General features: G+C 36.3%; 20 protein-coding genes. 14 read left to right on the forward strand and 6 right to left on the reverse strand.

All coding sequences use genetic code 11. The features are described from left to right. Positions 1-82 precede the first annotated feature (82 nt). Together AC27E9_RS03050 and AC27E9_RS03055 are read left to right on the forward strand one after the other, a co-directional pair. A complete protein-coding gene (locus AC27E9_RS03050; protein ID WP_487127135.1) occupies positions 83-622 on the forward strand; it encodes a heme NO-binding domain-containing protein in 540 nt (179 codons plus the stop codon). Next, positions 598-2,079 carry a sensor histidine kinase gene (locus AC27E9_RS03055; RefSeq protein WP_487127137.1) on the forward strand — a complete coding sequence of 494 codons (1,482 nt, stop codon included), beginning with the start codon at positions 598-600 and terminating at the stop codon, positions 2,077-2,079. The genes AC27E9_RS03050 and AC27E9_RS03055 overlap by 25 nt, the downstream gene beginning before the upstream one ends. Before the next feature lie 24 nt (positions 2,080-2,103). Here the strand turns inward: AC27E9_RS03055 and AC27E9_RS03060 are convergent, their stop codons facing one another. Next, complete coding sequence (locus AC27E9_RS03060; protein WP_487127139.1) at positions 2,104-2,934, reverse strand: hypothetical protein; 831 nt, start codon at positions 2,932-2,934, stop codon at positions 2,104-2,106. Positions 2,935-3,235: 301 nt separating this feature from the next. Between AC27E9_RS03060 and AC27E9_RS03065 the strand changes: the two genes are divergently transcribed. From AC27E9_RS03065 to bamJ, 5 genes are all read left to right on the forward strand, one after another. Then, on the forward strand, positions 3,236-4,021 hold the full coding sequence (locus tag AC27E9_RS03065; RefSeq protein ID WP_487127141.1) for a DUF1194 domain-containing protein: 786 nt from the start codon (positions 3,236-3,238) through the stop codon (positions 4,019-4,021). After that, positions 4,018-4,455 carry a hypothetical protein gene (locus AC27E9_RS03070; protein ID WP_487127143.1) on the forward strand — a complete coding sequence of 146 codons (438 nt, stop codon included), beginning with the start codon at positions 4,018-4,020 and terminating at the stop codon, positions 4,453-4,455. The genes AC27E9_RS03065 and AC27E9_RS03070 overlap by 4 nt, the downstream gene beginning before the upstream one ends. Before the next feature lie 159 nt (positions 4,456-4,614). Beyond that, the gene (locus AC27E9_RS03075) at positions 4,615-5,508 is read left to right on the forward strand and encodes a mechanosensitive ion channel family protein (RefSeq protein WP_487127144.1); all 894 of its coding nucleotides are present in this window, start codon (positions 4,615-4,617) and stop codon (positions 5,506-5,508) included. Positions 5,509-5,532: 24 nt separating this feature from the next. Beyond that, positions 5,533-6,243: a pseudouridine synthase gene (locus AC27E9_RS03080; protein WP_487127146.1), complete on the forward strand. Its 711-nt coding sequence runs from the start codon at positions 5,533-5,535 to the stop codon at positions 6,241-6,243. Between the two features lie 60 nt (positions 6,244-6,303). After that, complete coding sequence (bamJ, locus tag AC27E9_RS03085; protein WP_487127148.1) at positions 6,304-6,783, forward strand: BamJ family beta-barrel-assembly machinery protein; 480 nt, start codon at positions 6,304-6,306, stop codon at positions 6,781-6,783. Positions 6,784-6,874: 91 nt separating this feature from the next. Here the strand turns inward: bamJ and AC27E9_RS03090 are convergent, their stop codons facing one another. Genes AC27E9_RS03090 through AC27E9_RS03100 form a run of 3 tightly spaced genes read right to left on the reverse strand, consistent with a single transcriptional unit; the run spans position 6,875 to position 10,355 of the window. Then, positions 6,875-8,248, reverse strand: a complete 1,374-nt coding sequence (locus AC27E9_RS03090; protein WP_487127150.1) for a sigma 54-interacting transcriptional regulator — start codon at positions 8,246-8,248, stop codon at positions 6,875-6,877. Between the two features lie 44 nt (positions 8,249-8,292). After that, positions 8,293-8,847 (reverse strand): hypothetical protein, encoded by a 555-nt coding sequence (locus AC27E9_RS03095; protein WP_487127152.1) that lies wholly within the window; start codon positions 8,845-8,847, stop codon positions 8,293-8,295. After that, positions 8,847-10,355: a HAMP domain-containing sensor histidine kinase gene (locus AC27E9_RS03100; RefSeq protein WP_487127154.1), complete on the reverse strand. Its 1,509-nt coding sequence runs from the start codon at positions 10,353-10,355 to the stop codon at positions 8,847-8,849. Before AC27E9_RS03100 ends, AC27E9_RS03095 begins: the two co-directional genes overlap by 1 nt. A 358-nt stretch (positions 10,356-10,713) precedes the next feature. Between AC27E9_RS03100 and AC27E9_RS03105 the strand changes: the two genes are divergently transcribed. From AC27E9_RS03105 to ovoA, 7 genes are all read left to right on the forward strand, one after another. Next, a complete protein-coding gene (locus AC27E9_RS03105) occupies positions 10,714-11,019 on the forward strand; it encodes an EF-hand domain-containing protein (protein ID WP_487127156.1) in 306 nt (101 codons plus the stop codon). A 104-nt stretch (positions 11,020-11,123) separates the two neighbouring features. Further along, positions 11,124-11,474 (forward strand): hypothetical protein, encoded by a 351-nt coding sequence (locus AC27E9_RS03110; RefSeq protein WP_487127158.1) that lies wholly within the window; start codon positions 11,124-11,126, stop codon positions 11,472-11,474. A 62-nt stretch (positions 11,475-11,536) separates the two neighbouring features. Then, a complete protein-coding gene (locus tag AC27E9_RS03115; RefSeq protein WP_487127160.1) occupies positions 11,537-12,148 on the forward strand; it encodes a fumarylacetoacetate hydrolase family protein in 612 nt (203 codons plus the stop codon). Between the two features lie 85 nt (positions 12,149-12,233). Continuing rightward, the gene (locus tag AC27E9_RS03120; protein ID WP_487127162.1) at positions 12,234-12,476 is read left to right on the forward strand and encodes a glutaredoxin family protein; all 243 of its coding nucleotides are present in this window, start codon (positions 12,234-12,236) and stop codon (positions 12,474-12,476) included. Between the two features lie 144 nt (positions 12,477-12,620). Then, positions 12,621-14,507, forward strand: coding sequence for a tetratricopeptide repeat-containing diguanylate cyclase (locus AC27E9_RS03125; protein ID WP_487127163.1), 1,887 nt, complete (start codon positions 12,621-12,623; stop codon positions 14,505-14,507). Positions 14,508-14,582: 75 nt separating this feature from the next. After that, entirely contained in the window at positions 14,583-15,683 is a 1,101-nt protein-coding gene (locus tag AC27E9_RS03130) for a hypothetical protein (protein ID WP_487127165.1), read from the forward strand. Between the two features lie 62 nt (positions 15,684-15,745). Further along, a complete protein-coding gene (gene ovoA, locus AC27E9_RS03135; protein WP_487127167.1) occupies positions 15,746-17,863 on the forward strand; it encodes a 5-histidylcysteine sulfoxide synthase in 2,118 nt (705 codons plus the stop codon). A 167-nt stretch (positions 17,864-18,030) separates the two neighbouring features. Here ovoA and trhA read toward each other — a convergent pair whose 3' ends face one another. Both trhA and AC27E9_RS03145 read right to left on the reverse strand, forming a co-directional pair. Then, entirely contained in the window at positions 18,031-18,666 is a 636-nt protein-coding gene (gene trhA / locus AC27E9_RS03140) for a PAQR family membrane homeostasis protein TrhA (RefSeq protein ID WP_487127168.1), read from the reverse strand. Positions 18,667-19,017: 351 nt separating this feature from the next. Continuing rightward, complete coding sequence (locus tag AC27E9_RS03145) at positions 19,018-19,236, reverse strand: EF-hand domain-containing protein (protein ID WP_077286225.1); 219 nt, start codon at positions 19,234-19,236, stop codon at positions 19,018-19,020.

The raw sequence follows: 19,236 nt of genomic DNA on the forward strand, positions 1-19,236 counted from the left end.
ATAGTTAAAGATGAATTAGTTGCATAAACTCATGCTAGCATTATAGTTAACACTATGTGAAGTTTTTAAGGACTATTAACTAATGAAAGGTGCTATTTTTACCGGCTTTGCAGAATATACCGAACAGGAGTTTGGTTTAACTGCGTGGCTTAAAGCGCTCGATAATTGCGAGCTTTCATCTAATGGTGAATATTTAGCGACTGAGCTATACGATGATAGTGAATTTAATATTATTATTGATGCTTTATCAGCCATAGTTGACTCAGACCGAGAGCATCTTCTTCGAGGTTACGGTGAGCATTTTTTTCCAGTATTAATGTCACTGGGTATTTCTTTGGTCAAAGACATAGACAATTTATTCGACTTTATGCGGGCGGTTGATAATGTTATTCATATTGAAGTGCAAAAAAGTGACCCATTAGCATATACACCTACATTACTTTATGACCAACCACAGGATAACTTACTTGTGGTGCGTTATATGTCTCATCGAAAAATGTGCCATTTTGCTGAAGGTTTGATTCTAGGAGCGGCAACGCACTTTAATCAAAAAGCATCAATAAGCCAAAGCAAATGTATGTGCAAGGGAGATGATCATTGTCTGATCCGAGTAGAAGTTTAAATATTGCTGTCGAAGAAAAGGTCGCATTACTTGAAAAAGCTCTGATTAGAGAACGTAATGCCAAGAAGAAGTTGGAGGCAAAACTAGATCAAAAAGCACAGGTAACCCTAGCTGAAAATAAAGAGTTTTTTGACTCATATGAAAAAGCTACCAGCCGACAAGTTCAGTTGCAATTTTTAGCGAGCCTGACACAAGAACTATTGTTAGACAAAAGTATTGATGAGTCTTTTCAGCAGTTTTCGGAAAATGTAGCTAGATTGCTAGATAATTGTTCTGTGGTTGTTATGCGTATCAATCATGATTCAAACCATGCAATTTGGTCATTACGTGAGATTGGTGAATCTTGGCAAAGCTTAACTTGGCAAAAAGAATATGAAGCGCCAATTAAACCCATGCTGGCAACAAATGAGTCGATATGGCACCGTTTTGAGTATAAGGATTCCGATAAACGTCCCACCTATTCCAATTTATTTGTTAATGACACTGTGTTGTATCTATTGGTTAAAGTTAGTGAAAAAGAACGTCGATTAATCTTGTTTGATATTAGTCATTTTTGCTATAGCGATGATTTTAAACAAACTTTAGATATCGCCGCGCAACAATTTACGTCAGCAATTAAGCGGCGTATGACTAAAATAGAGCTTGCCTATAATTACCGAGACTTACGTAATACTGTTGATGAACTAAAAAGCACACAGCAACAATTAGCACACAGTGAAAAAATGAGTTCGCTTGGCCAACTTGCCGCTGGAGTTGCTCATGAGATCAACAATCCAATTGGTTATATTTCGAGTAATTTACATGTCTTACAGGACTACTTAAATATTTACGAAAACACCTTTGCACAATTACCTGAAAAACTTGTAACACAGCTTGAAAATAACCGTGAGTTGTCATTTGCTCGTGAAGACATTAATGAATTACTAAATGCTTGTATTACGGGAGTTGAGCGTGTTACTGAAATTGTTGCAAGTTTGAAAACCTTTTCCCGTAAAGAGCAAGATGAGTTTTCTGATGTTGTTATTAATGATGTTATCGATAGTGCATTAAAAATTGTATGGAATAAGCTCAAGTATGACCATGAAATAATTAGAAATTTGTCGGATAATTTACCAATAATCCAAGGGAATTATGGTCAATTACAGCAGGTATTTGTTAATTTATTCGTTAATGCTGCCCAAGCGATGAATGAAAGTGGAGAGTTGAGAATTGACAGTGCTGTCGTAAGTAATTATATCGAGGTTAATGTTCATGATACAGGTTGCGGTATGGATGCTTCAGTCATGCGCCATTTGTTTGAGCCTTTCTATACCACTAAAAATGAAAGTGAAGGTACAGGATTAGGGTTATCGGTTTCCTATGCTATCGTAGAGAAACATGATGCGATGATAAGCGTAAACTCACAACCAGAGCAAGGGTGTACGTTTACGCTTAAATTTCCTATAGCTAATTTGTGACTGAGTGTTTAACCACCGGTTCTACTAAAGTTTTGCGACAATATTTTTCGGACTATAAATATGAAAAATATCATAGCGGCTTGTACTTAAGTTATGTTGTTGAGGTGTTCTAAACGAAATTGAAACCTCAATATCACTGCCATTTATTTCTGATTTTCTATCACAGTAAAGTATCGCGCTAATTGGAAATAAGCCTTTATTTAACTCTAATGAACCGGTCAAAACTTGCTCTGATTCAAAGCGAGTCATTAAATGAATTTTTCTATCAATTACCCGTTTGTTATTCATGTCAATGCGTGCATAACAAGAACTAATTTTTGACATAGTGTCTGATTTAGCCGTCATTGCTTGATTTTTAACATAAAACTCAACGCCAACTTGTAAACGTCCTTTAGTACGATTAGGGAATAAGCCATTTAGGCGATACATGCTTTTACTTGGTTGAGCAATGCCGTAGCTTTTATGGCTTGCTAGTGAAAAGCGTGTTTCATTCATAACAAATGAGCCTACATCATTGCTATAAGCTGCCTGTTCAACACTTGAAGGTAACGGGTAAACACGAGTTATCCAACCTGGAAATAGATCAGCCTTATTGACGGCTTGTGCTAACACTTCATTACTGCCGACATGATAAGGGTTAAGTGTTCTTAGTATTTCTAGCTCATTTTCTGCTTTCGCTAGTAATAAGCTTTTGTCATCTAGTCTAGCACTGAAAGAACTGGCTTTTTTCCATTGTAATGCCGCAATTCCACCTAATGACAGTGTAAAAATAACTAATATAGTCACTTTTATTAAAGACTCGGTAAATGAACTAGTTCGGCGACTATATCTTTCCTTTCTATAATAACCACTCATAACGTTCTCCTCACACTTTTCTTGCATTTGAACTTTGTCTATCAAACATTGCAAATGCTCTGCCATATATTTATTCGTTAAATTTCAGATAGATAGGTTTTTTAGTGAGGTTTTTAATGGATAACGCTTTGCAAATTGCAATGGTGATAACCGCATTATGCAAGCTCTAAATACACAGTGCTGTTAACTTGTTGATAAAAAACAATAAAATTTTAGGCAAGGAAACTGCAATAGTTTTCGTGAATGAAATTTTATTAATATTTTTGTCAATACAAAGACAAGAAAGCGTGAGGAGTAATGTATGCGAATTAATTATTTGAAGGTAGCAACTGCTGCTATCTTGTTGTCAACGAGTAGCGCTGCATACAGTGTCACTCAAGTTGATATTGAATTGCAGCTGCTGGTCGATATATCAGGTAGTATCAATACGCAAGAATATGATTTACAACTTCAAGGTTATCAAGCCGCTTTTGAAAGCGATAATGTGCAAAATGCCATTATTAATGGCTCTGAAGGGCAAATTGCGGTTCAACTTATTATGTGGTCTGGACCTAATCAACAAAGTGTAATGATTGATTGGACGTTAGTAGATAGCGAAGGAAGTGCTGATACCTTAGCTGCTAGTATTGGTGCGATTGCCCGACCGTTCTCTGGCTGGACGGCCATTGGTGAAGCTGTTGAATATGCCTACCCATTATTTGAAAACAACGGCTTTGAGGGCTTTGAGCAAATTATTGATATATCAGGAGATGGTACTAATAACTCTGGTGTTTCACCTAGTGTAGCGACAGATAATGCCATTGATGCGGGTGTTGATACCATAAATGGTATCGTTATTACCACTAACCAAAATGTTGTTGATCAATACTTAGATGATGTAATTGCAGGTGAAAGCCCATTTTTACTTGCACCAGGAAATTTTGATGATTTTCAAACCGCGATAGAAAATAAAATTGTCGCTGAAATAGAAGGTTCTCAACCTACTGGTGCTGTTTCTGTACCTGAACCAGGAACAATAGGCTTATTTGCGATTCCTGCATTATTTCTTTGTTTTAGAAAGCGCGCTACTGAGGAGAATATATCATGAGAGTAACTAATCTAATGACCCTGTGTTTTGCTCTATTTTTTGGTGCAGCAGAAGCTGCGACGACAAGCAACTTTTCTTTCGATTTTGGCGTTATTCGTCATAACGATGTTGGCGAGCCAATTGCATTTGAAAAAACAACCCAAATCCCAATCGTTAATGGTGTTGAAACCACATTATATGGGTTAGTTGTTACCAGTGCTGACGATGAACAATTTAATTTAAGCTCAGTGCATATAGTACCAATACAAAGTGAGCGTGGTAGTTTGAAGAAAGTTATGGGCAAGGCAATGATTATTAAGAAACGTGGCGCGATATTTATGCGTACAGATTTTGATGACTTACCTGGCGATTATCAAATGGAAATTTACATTGATAATGAATTACACCATACGATTAGTTATCAGCTTGCAGATATAACTTTAGCTAAACGCTAATAACATTTTCCTCACTGAGCCGGACATGGACGTCCAACTCATTTCGCAAATTCCTACGTTAAATTTATTCACCAAATAACATCAATATTATTGTTAATTTTGTCTTTAATTCCTTAATATCACTATCAAGATAACTAAAACACAAAATGGAATTAATTTATGGCTGAATCTAACAGTGAAAATACCACCGAACAAGCTGCAAAAACTTTGGACCCGGCTAACCTACTAAAAGACGAGCTTGATCAAGTTAGTCATTTTTATAATGTGATTGTTGAATTTTTTACTAACTATAGTTTTCAACTTGTTGGTGCATTCATTATTTTCATTATTGGTTATATTTTTGCCGGAAAAATTGCAAAACTTGTTTTACGCCTTTGTGAGCGACATAAACTAGATGTTACTTTAAGTCGATTTTTGGCGAATACCAGCAAAATGCTGATTGTGGTAATGATTACAATTATCGCGTTGGGTAAATTAGGTATTAGCGTTACACCATTTATTGCGGCTATTGGTGCTATTTCTTTAGGTGCTGGCTTAGCGCTACAAGGTTTATTAGCCAACTATGCTGCTGGCTTTAATATTATTATTATTCGACCTTTTGTTGTTGGTGATACCATCACAGTGCAAGGAGTTACTGGACAAGTAAAAGAAGTGTTATTGGCTTATACAATATTGTCAGACGAAGACAATGTTGAAATTACCATACCTAATAAACACATCGTCGGTGAAGTACTACATAATTCAAAAAATGATTCGCTACTTGAGTTAAGTGTCGGTATAGATTATGCGGAAAACCCGTTAGAAGTGGTTGCTATGTTAGAAGAGACATTAGGTAACTTAGACATAGTTAGTGATGTTCGAAAACCGCAAATTGGTATAGATGAATTTGCTGATAGTGCTATCACTATAGCTATACGCTTATGGACGCCGACGGCTAGTTTATATAGTGCAAAATATAAAGCTTACAAAGAAATATATTTAGCACTTGAGCAAGCTAAAATTAAAATACCGTTTCCACAACGTGATGTGCATCTTATTAAAGAAGCAAGTTAATTTAGTGTTTAGATAAATAAGCATATGTCGTTAGGTAAATCGCGCTTAGATCGCTTTATTGCTATGCATTGTCAAATAAGCCGTCGTGATGTGCGGCTTATGCTGGCGCAAGGTAAGGTCTTAGTAGATGGTGTTATTGCTCGTGATATAGATGAAATTATCACGAGTTTTTCTAATATTGTTATTGATGGTCAAATCGTCCAAGCCAATACACCGCACTATATTATGTTGCATAAACCTATTGGTGTTGTTAGCGCGACAAAAGATGAACAACATAAAACAGTTATAGATTTACTAGATTATACATTTAAAGCGCAATTGCATATTGTAGGGCGTCTTGATCTGAACACCTCCGGGTTGCTGTTACTAACCAATGACAGCCGTTGGTCTGAGCAACTTACCCAGCCAATGAATAAAGTCACTAAGCGCTATGTAGTCACTTTGGAGAATAAACTGACTGATGACTATATTGATGCTTTTGCTAATGGTATGTACTTTGAGTATGAAGATATCACCACTAAACCAGCCAAGCTTACTATCATTTCTGAATACCAAGCTGAAGTAGAACTCATTGAAGGGCGTTATCATCAAATAAAACGCATGTTTGGGCGCTTTCGTAATCCTGTTATGGCTTTACATCGTAGTGCGATTGGGAAATTGCAGCTTGATAATGAATTGCCTGTTGGCTTGAGTCGACAGCTAACAGATAATGAAGTTAGTAATATTAATAACTAAGAATTTATTTGTAGCTCTGTGCTGAGCTAATAGGTAATTACTTAAAGATAATCGTAAGGAATGAATGTGACTAAATACATAATATTAATCATTGTACTTGGCTTAATTGTTAGCTTTTTTGTCCGCAATAATGCTAATCGTGAAGCTGCCAAAGTTAATGCGATAAAAGCGGCTGAATTTTTACAGGCCAATAAGCAAGTTGAAGGGGTTATTGAAACAGCTTCAGGTTTGCAGTTACAGGTATTAACCGCTGGTGAAGGTGATGTACATCCAAGTGCAAGTTCGAAAGTGAAAGTGCATTATCATGGTACTTTGCTTGACGGAACGGTCTTTGATAGCTCTGTAGAAAGAAACGACCCCATTAGTTTTGGCTTAAAGCAAGTGATTAAAGGCTGGACCGAAGGGTTACAGTTGATGGTTGTAGGTGAAAAGACACGTTTGTTTATTCCGGCAGAGCTTGGTTATGGTAATAACGCTGCAGGAAAAATTCCACCAGGATCATTGCTTATTTTTGACGTTGAATTACTAGCAATTAACTAAAGAGTTATTTTCTAGCAAGGTAATTCATTTTGTAAAAAAGACTTAGTTCATTGTGAGGTGCGCTAAGTCTTTTTTAATTTTTCCGAAATTATTATTCATCTCTAAATGCTTCTGCGCTCAAATGATGTCGATTCAATAGTTTATAAAATTCAGTGCGATTACGTTGTGCAATTTTAGCTGCTTGAGATACATTGCCTGCTGTTAACTTTAAAAGTTTCGCCAAATAGTCTCGTTCAAATTTATCTCTAGCTTGCACAAATGACGGTAAAATTGTGGTTTTGTCGCGCAGGGCATTTTTAACTAACATTTCACTGATCAAGGGCTCTGTAGAAAGTGCCACCGTTTGCTCGACAACATTTTGCAATTGTCTGATATTTCCTGGCCAAGCGGCACTGATTAAAATCTCCATGGCCTCTTGTGAGAATCCGGATATATTAATGTGTGATTGTTCGGTTGAACGTGATAAAAAATGCTGAGCTAATAACGGAATATCTTCGCGACGTTCTGTAAGAGGTGGTAATTCTAATTCGACAACATTTAATCGGTAATATAAATCTTCACGGAAGGTTTTATCAATAATAGCCTGCTGTAAATTTTTGTGAGTTGCTGAAATGATTCTAACGTCTACTTTAACTGACTGTGTACTACCTACAGGCCTAACTTCTCGCTCTTGCAAAGCTCTTAATAGTTTTACTTGAAAGCTCATTGGCATATCGCCTATTTCATCTAAAAATAGCGTGCCGCCGTCTGTGGCTTGAAACAAACCTATGTGATTTTTCTCAGCACCGGTAAATGCACCTTTGCTATGGCCAAATAACTCTGACTCCAATAGTTGTTCTGGAATAGCAGCGCAATTAATAGCGGTGAATTGCTGATCATGACGAGGACTAGCTAAATGAATTGCTTTAGCGAGTAGCTCTTTACCTGTGCCACTTTGACTATGAATCAGTAAACTGAAATCGCTTTTTGCAACTTGTTTACTTTGCTGAAGCAGTGACTCCATAACCGTACTACGACTTATAATTTGATCACGCCATTGGTTGTCAGCTTGGCTATGATTTAGCTCGGCTGGTTGTAATCGTATCGCTTGTTGAACAATTTCTAGCAGCTCTTTACTTTCAAACGGTTTAGTTAAAAAACTAAATACACCTTGCTTAGTGGCATTGATCGCATCTGGGATGGTGCCATGTGCCGTCATAATAATAACTGGAATATGTGGGTGCTTAGAACGAATTTGTTCAAACAACGCCATACCGTCCATGCCTTCCATTTTTAAATCACTGATCACTAAATGCGGATGAAAACTTTCTAACCTGCCTAAGGCAATTTTGGCATTTTTAGCTGACTCTACCTGGTAACCAGCGGCAGAAAGGCGAATGCCAAGTAAACGCAGTAAGCTTGGATCGTCATCAACAATGAGGATTTTACTGGTGTTTTCTGTTGATAAGTCGTTATTTGATATCATTAATTAATCTCAATTATTTTCGGAAATATACAGCTATTAAGGTGTTATTGGCGCTTATCTATGGCTTGGTCAATCTTTTTTAACTGGATGATTGTTTGTTCTAAAATAGCTATTTTTTCAATTAGCAACTGATGCTTTTTCAATGTTAATTTTGCTTGTTCTTGTTGTTGTAGTAGCAATCGATTACGCATTAGTAAGCGTTGGTTTAATTGGTCTCGCAATAAGGTGATAAATGCCTGTTCACTTGGATTTATATTGGCAAAAGCGAGGTTTTTTCCTTCTTGTTGCATCTGGTTAAGTAAAGCTTTAGCGTTGAAGCTATTGTAAATAGGCGACTTAGGTAAGCTGTATAGCAGTAATAATTTTATTTGGCTGTCGTAATCTTGTCTGGTTTGTTCCGTTACCGTTACAGCCATTTTGCTTTGCAGTACATTAACTTCCTCCATCAGCTGAGTTTCTGTGAGTTGTTGTAATGCAAGATAGTATTCGCCGTAACTTTTAACTGAGTCGGGCGAGTTGCTGGTAAGTTGGCAACCTGACAGCAATAACGTTGCAACCAAACAGAAAGCTGATATTGAAATATAATGGAATTGAAACATTAGCCAGGCTCCGTTTGTTGGAATGCGCGCGGTATGTTAATAGTAATTTTAGTGCCACTTGGCTGATTTTGTTGGCTGTTTAACCATATATCGCCATTGAGTCTAAGGATAAGTTCTTTAACAATTGTTAAACCTAAGCCACTGCCTTTAATTAAACTATCGCTAGGTGGAGGACCTTGAAAAAAAGCATCGAATACGTGTTTTTGGTTTTCTTCGTTAATACCAACACCGTAATCGGTAATTGATAATTCTAAATGGCCGTCAGTAAGCAAGGTATCAATATCAATAACACCTTCACTTGGTGAGTACTTAATCGCGTTAGATAACAAGTTGTCTATGATGACATTAATTTGTTTGCGGTTGCTAATTATACCTAGGCTATTTTCCTTTATATTTAGTTGAATTTTCTTACGCTTTATATCTAATGCTCTCGCGGAGACTACCTGTTTTATCTCTTGAACAATCAGTATTTTTTCACTGTCTTGTAAGCTTGTAGAGTCGAGTACGATATTAAAGTCGAGTAAATCTTCAATGTGTTTTTGTAAACGGAAAACACTATTTTTAATAATATGAGATATTTCTTGTTGCTCTGCATTTAGCTCACCAACACTATTGTCATAAAGCAGTTCAGTTCCTTCTCTAATGGCAGCAAGTGGAGTTTTTAATTCATGTGAAATATGCCGAATAAAGCTAGATTTTTGTAGCTCAAGCGCATGTAGTCTAGTTCTCATATGCTCTAATGCATGCGCTATTTCTTGAATTTCAGGCGAGCCTGTTGCAGTAATTTTTTGGTCGAATTTACCTTGCTGTAAACGGTAGATACTTTGTGCCAATGTTTTTAACGGGCTGGTGATTAGAAAAATAAACAATGCAGCAATTACCACACTAACCGGAATGATGAGCAAACTTTGTATCATTATATCGCGTGTTGACTGAGCAGCTTGCTTTATGTGGTCAATATGCTGGCTGTTTAACGCATTACTTCGTTGATTTATCTTTTCCGAAATAGTGGTAAGCATGCCAAATTTTTTCTGTATTGGTTGCAAGATATCTTGATTAGTAGTGGGCTGTGCTTCAGCTTGCGGTATGGTACTTTCTACTAGTTCAGTAATTGTATCCATATAATTTTTTGATAATTTTTGAATCTCATCGTCATTGCTAGTAGCGCTTAATTGCTGAACGATTGATAAAATCTGTTGGCTTTGTGCTAAGTAAACTTCTGATAAAGCAGCATCTCTTAATACTATGTATTGAGCGGCACTTCGTTCCATTTTTATTTGATTGCTTTTCAATAGCTGCTGGCTATCAAGTAGCTTTTTAACGTCATTAATAGCACCTTCACTGGCACTCGATAGAGAATTTACTTGTGAAGCACCGAATAGCAGTGCAATAACGAGCGGAATTGCCACTAAACTGAACCCTAATAATGTCAGCGACTTTATCGACAGATTTAGCACAGACAGCTGAGTTGCTTGATTTGTGGAAAGATGTTGTTTTGTTTTATTCACAAGGGCAATTTCATTATTTATTAACTCATAAGTACAGCCTTAGTGTCAGCCAATTTTGACTAAAAAACAATGCTGTCTCAATATGGAGACATCTAATTTGCTTGTGGTTTTTTATTGTTACTTATTGATTTTTAATAATAAAAAATATTTTTTTTATTATGGTTATGTAAATGTAAAAAATGAATTAATTATACTGTTGCTAATAGGTGACAGTTTAGATGAGAGTTTTTTTAGTTAATCCTTATATTTCAATTGCTTATATTTTTGGTACAGGATGTGCAATATCCGTATGTAAATGGCGATTGCCATAGTAAGCATATTGATTGATGTGCTGTTAACCTAAGAGAAGGATGTAAACATGAGTACTATTAGCTTAAAAAAATTATCGATAACTGTAGTTGTTGCTTCATTGGTATCAAATGTTGTTTTTGCAAATAGCGATATCAATAAGGTACTGCCAGAAGCCAAGCAACCTGCAATGTCTTTTTCTCAACTTATTGCCAGCTATGATGCTGATAAAAACAACGCCTTAAGTGCAAAGGAATTGTCTGCCAACAAGGTACTAAGTAAAAATTTTAAGAAAGTTGATACAAACGGTGATCAACAAATTAGTGAGCAAGAATTTAATATTTATCTTGAGAACATGAAAAAATCATTGTCATAGTTTTTTAGCAAACGCTGTTTAACAGCTCCCTTTTTTGCCGACTGCAAGCATTCATTCCCAGCCAAACAGTCGGCCTTTTTATACTGAAATTTAAGGCCCCCAATATGAATAATCAGTCTTCTGAGCAAACACTATCTCGTTATGTTCAAATTGATAAGTGGATATTTGAAGTGAAATCGGTTCGCGCAATACGAGTTGATGATTTTGGTAAACCCTACTCAGCCATTGCTAATTTTACACTAAACGGTAATAGCGCATATATTGACGGATTGTTGACTCGAGAAGATGATGATTTCACCCGTGAAGACTATCAAACATTTGTTAAAATGACTCAGCAGCTAGAAGTAAAAAATGTTAATTTTGATCGTTTTAAACAACGTCGACGTGTATCTGACACGGTAAAAATAACGCCGATGAATAATGAAAAGCCAGCATTGAAATTAGTAAAAGCCTAGTCAAGTATCCGTATGAGTCGATATAATAGTAAATGATGTTAAGTATTTGAAAGGGCTGTCAAATGAAATCAATTAAAGTCGACAATGGTTATATTACTCCGTCTAAAATTATTTGTGTTGGACGTAATTATATTGACCATATCAGTGAGCTAGGGAATGAGGTCGCTGATAATATGGTGCTATTTTTCAAACCCAACGCTGCTATTGGCTCGCAGCTATCCGCCTTTCACGAAGAAACGCTACACTATGAAGCAGAACTTTGTTTTATGTATCAACAAGGTAAATTTACCGCTATCGGTGTAGGGCTCGATTTAACAAAAAGAGAGCTACAATCCGATCTTAAAAAGAAAGGCTTGCCTTGGGAGCGTGCAAAGGCATTTACCCAGTCTGCACTGTTTAGTGACTTTGTTACTATCGACTCAATAACAGAAAATTTTGAACTGCAACTTGATATTAATGGTCAACGTAAGCAAACAGGCAGTATTGCTATGATGTTGTATTCACCCGAAAAAATTCTCAAAGAGATTTTGTCGTTTATTGATTTAGAGGATGGCGATATTGTTATGACGGGTACACCCGCTGGTGTAGGTGAAGTTGAAATTGGTGATGTGTTTGATGCGCGAGTGTTAAATGGGCAAGCCGTTATTGCCGCCCAGCGATGGCAGGCGCAATAGCACCGACAGCTGCACTGATGTTTTATTATGAGTATTTTCGCTACTCGCATTAATGTGAGATAATTTGAGGGAATTTATTGTATAAGTGAAACTAGCAAAAATGAAACGCGTAACCCTTTATACCATGAAAAATTGTCCTCATTGTGAAAGTGCTAAACGATATCTTGAGCAAGAAAAAATTCCTTTTCGTTTATGTAATATTAAAACCCCAGCAGGTCAAAAAGAGTTTTCTAAATTAAATAGACGTGGGGTTCCGGTAGTTAAAATTGCTGATCAAATTCTCAATGGTTTTAGTGTCAAAGATTTTAACCGTATCTATAAAGCTTAATTATTTTTCCTCCGCTTTTTCAGATCATTAACTGAAGGTTTAACCCGAACACTTGGTAAAACTACCTTGAAATAAGCTGCTTGGTTTTCAGTCGTTTAATTGTTTTATTTGTGTTAGCTTAATGTTAAGGGTTTGATGGATGTAATGCGTGGTAACGAAATGGGGAAGGTTATAGCTGCATATTGTGTTAGTTGCATTTTGTTTTTCTTGAGCCTACTTATTGATGCTAGAGCAAATGATAAAATTGACTTTAGCCAAATGGATAACGAAATAAATCTACAACCTTGGCTTTCTTATCAAAAACTTATAGGGTTGCAAGATGCGGCAGAAAGTTATGATGAGGTTCAATATCTTTGGTGGTTAGTACGAAAAGCGCAAGCTGAAAATCTAGTTTATTTTTATGATGATTTTAATCAGACAATTAAGCTAGCGGTAAGCCTTGTTAATAATGAAACACCTTTAGCTATTCAAGCCAAAATAAATGTGTATCAAGGTATTATTCATCAACGTCAGGGTAATTATTCCCTGTCTGAAGAAGTTTTAGCTAAAGCTTTACTACAAGCTAATGAAGCAAAGTTAAGCCATTTATATGTTTACGGTAAGCAAGAGCTTGCTTATACCAAAACCTTAACTGAGTTATTTGAAACATCGTTGGTTGATATTCAAGAAGCCTATGTAGAAGCTTTTGCATTAAAAGATCAATTTTTAATAGCGTCAATCAATGAAACTTATGGTGCTATTTACGGCTACTTAAACGATTACGAAAAGTCGATTGAATATTATCAACGAGCCTTAGAAGTTTATACTTATTTAGATTACCCCGCGCATATTGCAGAAGCCATTTACGGCTTAGCGTCAACCTATCGTTATTGGAAAAAATTTGATTTAGCGATTGAATATTTTCAGTTATACCAAGAAAAAATTTCTTATACACCAAATTCAAATATTAGCTTTTTTTCAGCCTATGGTTTAGGCATGACCTATGCCGAAAAAGGTGATTGTGAACTCGCTATTGTAACTATTGATAAGGCGCTTGCTTTGGATGGTTTAGTAGATTACAACGCTGAGTTGTATAAAAGAAAAGCGAATTGTTTTATTGCTTTAGGTCAGTTAGATAATGCTGAACAGGCGTTGTTTAATGCTGCAGCGGAGTTTTCTAAAGTGCCTGAAATTATGGGGACAGCTTGGCAGTTGGAAGTCATAAAAATTTCAGGTGAGTTGGCGCATGCCCGTGGTGACTATAATTTAGGTTATAAAATGCTTGAGCAATATTATCGAAAATATACTCAATTATTGTTAAAGAATTCTTCAGAACGATTGATAAAAGTAAGAGCTGGCTTAGAGGTTGAGCGACAGCAGATCACGCAGGCGTTAGAGAAAAAACGCTCTCAAGTAGAGTTATTAGAATTGGAGAAACGCAAGAGTATTAGCACGCAACAAATTTATTTTAATATTTTTATTATTTGTATGGTGTTAGTTGTATTGGCTGTCATTGTTGTTCAATACCGAAATAACAAAAAAATGCATCGACTAACTATTAGAGATCCATTATCGGGTTTATTTAATCGTCGTTATATTTTTGAAAATTTAAATAAAATTATCAGCAGTAGTAACTTAGCAAAAGTTGAGTTGGCCGTGGTCTTGATTGATATCGATAACTTTAAAAGGGTGAATGATAAATTTGGTCATCCGGTCGGTGATGAAGTTATTTGCCAGGTCGCTAACATTGGCAAGCAAGTATTTCGCGAAGGAGATGCGTTTGCCCGTATTGGAGGCGAAGAGTTCTTATGTATTTTGCCACGGACAAATATTGCTGAAGCAGAAAAAGTAGCACAACGCTTTTTAACGATAATTAATAATACAAAAATGATCTCAGGCAGCGATGATACCGTAACGGTAAGTATTGGTATTGCTGAATTAACCGAACGGTGCCAAGACGCTAAACAGTTATACATTGATGCTGACTCGGCGTTGTATCAAGCTAAGCATCTGGGGAAAAACCAAATTAGTGTTTTTACTGAGAGTGATTAGATATTAAATTTTTAATGCGATTTTTGTTGATATGTAAGTAAGAGAGTAGTGAGTACCTGAACGTATTGAATGATTATGACCAATCTGAATAAACTTGCTGAGAGCATAATTATAAGCTTGCAGCAATATATTAATACCTTAGGTTACCGTCCAGTAGTTCATTTTGAACTAGAGGGCTGTTATCAGAAGCGAAACAACATTAGTGTTGACTATAACAATGTTAACCAGAGTTTAGCAAAATTGGGTATTGATGGTGAAGTTGTCGCTGAATACTGGAGTAATCAATGGGAATATGTTTCTCTGTTTAATGGCCAAAGCCCGTTAAAAGAAGCTCAAAATTTACATAACGCTATTCATATTTTACCAAAATTATTTGCTAGGCAAGGGGTCGATAACACGTTAATTAAGCCGGTTGTTTGGGCAGGTGATACAGGCAAGCTAGCATCAGGCTGCAATAATATTTTCAGCCTTGATAAGCGCGCGGTGCACATTCCGAATGCGGTGCAAATCAATGTAAGTTTACAAGATAAAAATAACAGCAATGTACTTACTTCAGGTGATTTTGCTGAACGCTTACAAGAAAATTTTATGGCGACCAGTTTACCTTGTTGCTTATTGTACTTACCTGAAGAAGATGCATTTGAGCGATTGGCGTTAAAAACAAAGTATGGTTTAGCAGCAGAGTTATGTTCACCTGTTGATATTTCTGGTGGTCACCAAGGTAGCGTCGCCCTTTATCGTGATATTGGTAAACATAACCAAAAAATGGGTGTCGAACCTATATTATACGATGATAAAAATAATGTTTTACTAAGTCGTGACAATTGGCATAAGACCGCGCGTATCGAACATAGGCTTGGTGCGTCAAGTGAGCAGTATAATCCGTTCCTTAATGTTATTTATGCGCTGTTAAATATTATTGATACCCTTGATGATGTTAAGCCTCAACTAAGTGCCAATAGTACGCAATTGCCGGCGTCATTATATGATAAGAGTGATTGCTTTGGTGCTATCGCGTTATTTGCAGGTGATTCGTGGTTTAGTCAGACAATAGATCGAACGTTAGCGAAACAAAAGGGCTTCCCTTCGACTCAACAAGTAAACGAAATCAGTGATGGTCAGCTGTTAAAACAATATTATTTAAAGCAATTTCAGCAGGCCGATATTATTATTTAGCCTAACTGCAATAAATTCATGTTTAAATGAAATTAGATGAATAGAAATAAAAATATAAGTTAATGAACAATATGATTACTCAACTTACTACGCCGACACTTGATGGAAGCTCTGTTGCTGAAAAGCGAATGGAGTTGGCAGCATACTTTAAAAATACTTGGTCGACTTATGAGTCGTTATTTTCATTAATTAATCACGACGATGCCTACTTCCTTAGACCTGAGCCGTTACGACATCCGCTGGTTTTTTATTACGGTCATACGGCAACATTTTATATTAATAAACTCATCCTTGGTAAATATATTAGTCAACGAGTAAATAGCAGGTTAGAAGCTATTTGTGCGGTGGGTGTTGATGAAATGAGCTGGGATGATCTCAATAGTGAGCATTATGACTGGCCCAGTATTGATGAATTACGGGATTATCGTAAAACTGTGTATCAGTTGGTTTTAACATTAATTGAAACCATGGATTTGTCGTTGCCTATTAAGCAAAATTCCCTTGCTTGGATTATTTTGATGGGCTGTGAACATGAGCGTATTCATCTTGAAACATCGTCAGTGATTATGCGTATGCTACCGCTAAAGTGGTTAACGCAAAATGATACTTGGTTGCCTTGCACTGTTTCTGCAGCAAGTGAAGAAAATAGTCTAATTAGTGTGACGGTACAAACAGTTACACTAGGGAAAAAAGATAATGATAAAACCTTTGGATGGGACAACGAATATGGCAGTGCTAGCATTGAAGTGGGTAAATTTAAAGCCAGTAAATATTTAGTTTCTAATCAAGAGTTTTTAAAATTTGTGCAAGCAGGCGGCTATCAAAACAGCCAATTTTGGTGTCAAGAAGGACAAGCCTGGTTAACCTTTACTCAAGCTAAAATGCCTAAGTTTTGGCTTAATATTGACAGGCAGTACTTTCAACGTAATTTACTGAACGAAGTACCATTACCTCTTAGTTGGCCGGTTGAGGTTAATTGCTTAGAAGCTAAAGCATTTTGTCAATGGCGAGAAAGTTTTAGTGACAGCTATATTCGTTTACCAACCGAAGCTGAATGGTATTGCTTAACCGATAATGTTGCGAGCGAACAAAAGCAATGGAGTGATACGCCAGGAAATATTAACTTAGCTTATTATGCATCTTCTTGCCCTGTTAACTATTATCAACATGGCGAATTTTTTGATGTTATTGGCAATGTTTGGCAATGGACAGAGTCCGCTATTGACGGCTTTTCAGGATTTACAGTACACCCTCTTTATGACGATTTTTCGACACCAACCTTTGATGGCAAGCATAATTTAATCAAAGGTGGCTCTTGGATTTCGACTGGCAATGAAACCTTATTATCTTCTAGGTATGCTTTTCGTCGGCACTTTTTTCAGCATGCAGGCTTCCGTTATATTGAAAGCGAAAACAGCAAAGTACCAAATGAAAAGGTTAATGAATTTGAAACCGATAAAAATATTTGTCAGCAATTAGAGTGTTACTTTGGTGATAGCTTTTTAGAGTATGGTGATTATGGTCAAAAGATTGCCGACCATATTCTATTTTTGCTTACGGAGCATGGAGTAGGGACAAACCGGTTGTTAAATTTAGGTTGCAGCGTAGGGCGTATTGCGTTTGAGTTAAGTAATACCTTTGAGCATATTGATGCAGTTGATTTTTCAGCGCGAACTATTCAACACGGTGTAAGGCTGCAATCAGGGGAAAGTGTTCGTTATACCAAAACCATTGAAGGTGATATTTGCCAGTATAAGGAATTTACGCTTGAACAGGTCGTAAAGCACGCTAATTGCCAGCGAATATTATTTAGCCAAGGAGATGGTTGCAATTTAAAAGCGCATTTTCAAAACTATGATGTTATTTTTATTCAGCACAGTTTAGAGAATGGTTATGATCCGGCAAGTTTACTGCGTCATGTCGCAACTCGGTTAAATCCCCGAGGGATAATGATTATACTTTCAGATCATCAATATATTACAGAGCATACACCGCGAGAAAAATGGTTAAGTGGGCTTAAGGTTAATGGTGAGAATTTATTTTCAAATGATGCGCTAGCTATACATTTGAGTGAGAAGTTTACCCCAGTTGATCGACAAGAGTTTCACCGCGTTGTGGCGAGCAGTGCTAGAAATTTTAATGTAGATTTGTGCCAAATGAGCACATGGCAGTTAAAATAGCCTAAAAACGTCATACTAGTTTAAATGGCATATGCAATGATGGTTAATTATGCCGTTGGGGAACATTGGCATTCAACTATTTAAGACTACTTTGAATACTCTTTATCTTATACTTATAAAATTTTGATAATGTTAAGTGTTTATTAATTAGGTGGAATGCTAGGTTATTACAAAACGTAAAACAGCATCATAAAGAAGTGACAAACGGCTGCCACTAATACAAAGATATGCCATATCGCATGACTATAAATGGCATTTTTTCTGACATAAAAAATAGTACCTAAGCCGTAAATTAACCCACCTAAAGCAAGTAATACAAGCCCTTCTGTTGCTAGTTTTTCATTTAGTTTATGCACTATGGTTAGAGAAATTAAACCCATACCTAAATAAGTACTAAGTGATAGCTTTTTATATTTATTACCAAACTTAATTTTAAAAAGTATGCCTAGCAGTGCTATTCCCCAGATGATCGTCAGCATTATCATGCCAATATCACCTGACAGTGTGATTAACATCAACGGTGTATAAGTACCGGCAATTAAAATGTAAATGGCACAATGATCAAACAATTTAAATAGTTTTTTTGCTTTTGGGTTTAGCAGTGCGTGATATAAGGTTGAGGCACTAAAAAGCAGTATTAAACTCGTACCATAAATACTAAAGCTTGCAATTTTTACGACATCATTTTGTAGCCAAGCAAGAGTTACTAATAGTGTTAATCCCGCAACACTTAGTAAAGCCGCTAAGCCGTGGCTAATTGCGTTAACGATTTCTTCAGATAGAGCGTAGCTTTGAGTTTGCACTTATAAACACCTTAGTAAATTTCAGCGTACACGTGTACACGAAATGATAATAACAAATTCATGCATGCAACGCTAGTGGTCTGACCTTCTAGATGGGTGAATAGGTTTGAGCAAAGCACGAATCTTATTTATCCGATATAGAGTATAGGAAGGCTATATAGAGGTTTTATATAGTTATCTAGCTTTGTTAACAGGCATATTTAGGTGAAGTAAACACCTTAATTATCGAGCAAAAATAGCTATAAGCGAAAGCAGAAATTTACAAGAAGTAGAGAGGGAAAGTGTTATATGCGCTTATATAAGTGATTCAACTCAATAAGCGCGAAGAAGATGTGTAGCAAATATGACTATTTAAAGTGCTAAGTCTATAACCATTTCACGCAACTCATCTTTAGAGATAGAATTATCATGATTTTTGTCGAAGCGATTAAAAATGGTTTCACACATACGAATGCCTTTGTCTTGAAGTAGGCAGTCAATTAATTCAACAAACTCACTTCTATTAATAACGCCATCTTTGTCTTCATCAAATACTTCAAATAGCTCATCAACCCACTGATTTAATTCCAT

Source organism: Colwellia meonggei, from assembly GCF_057537295.1.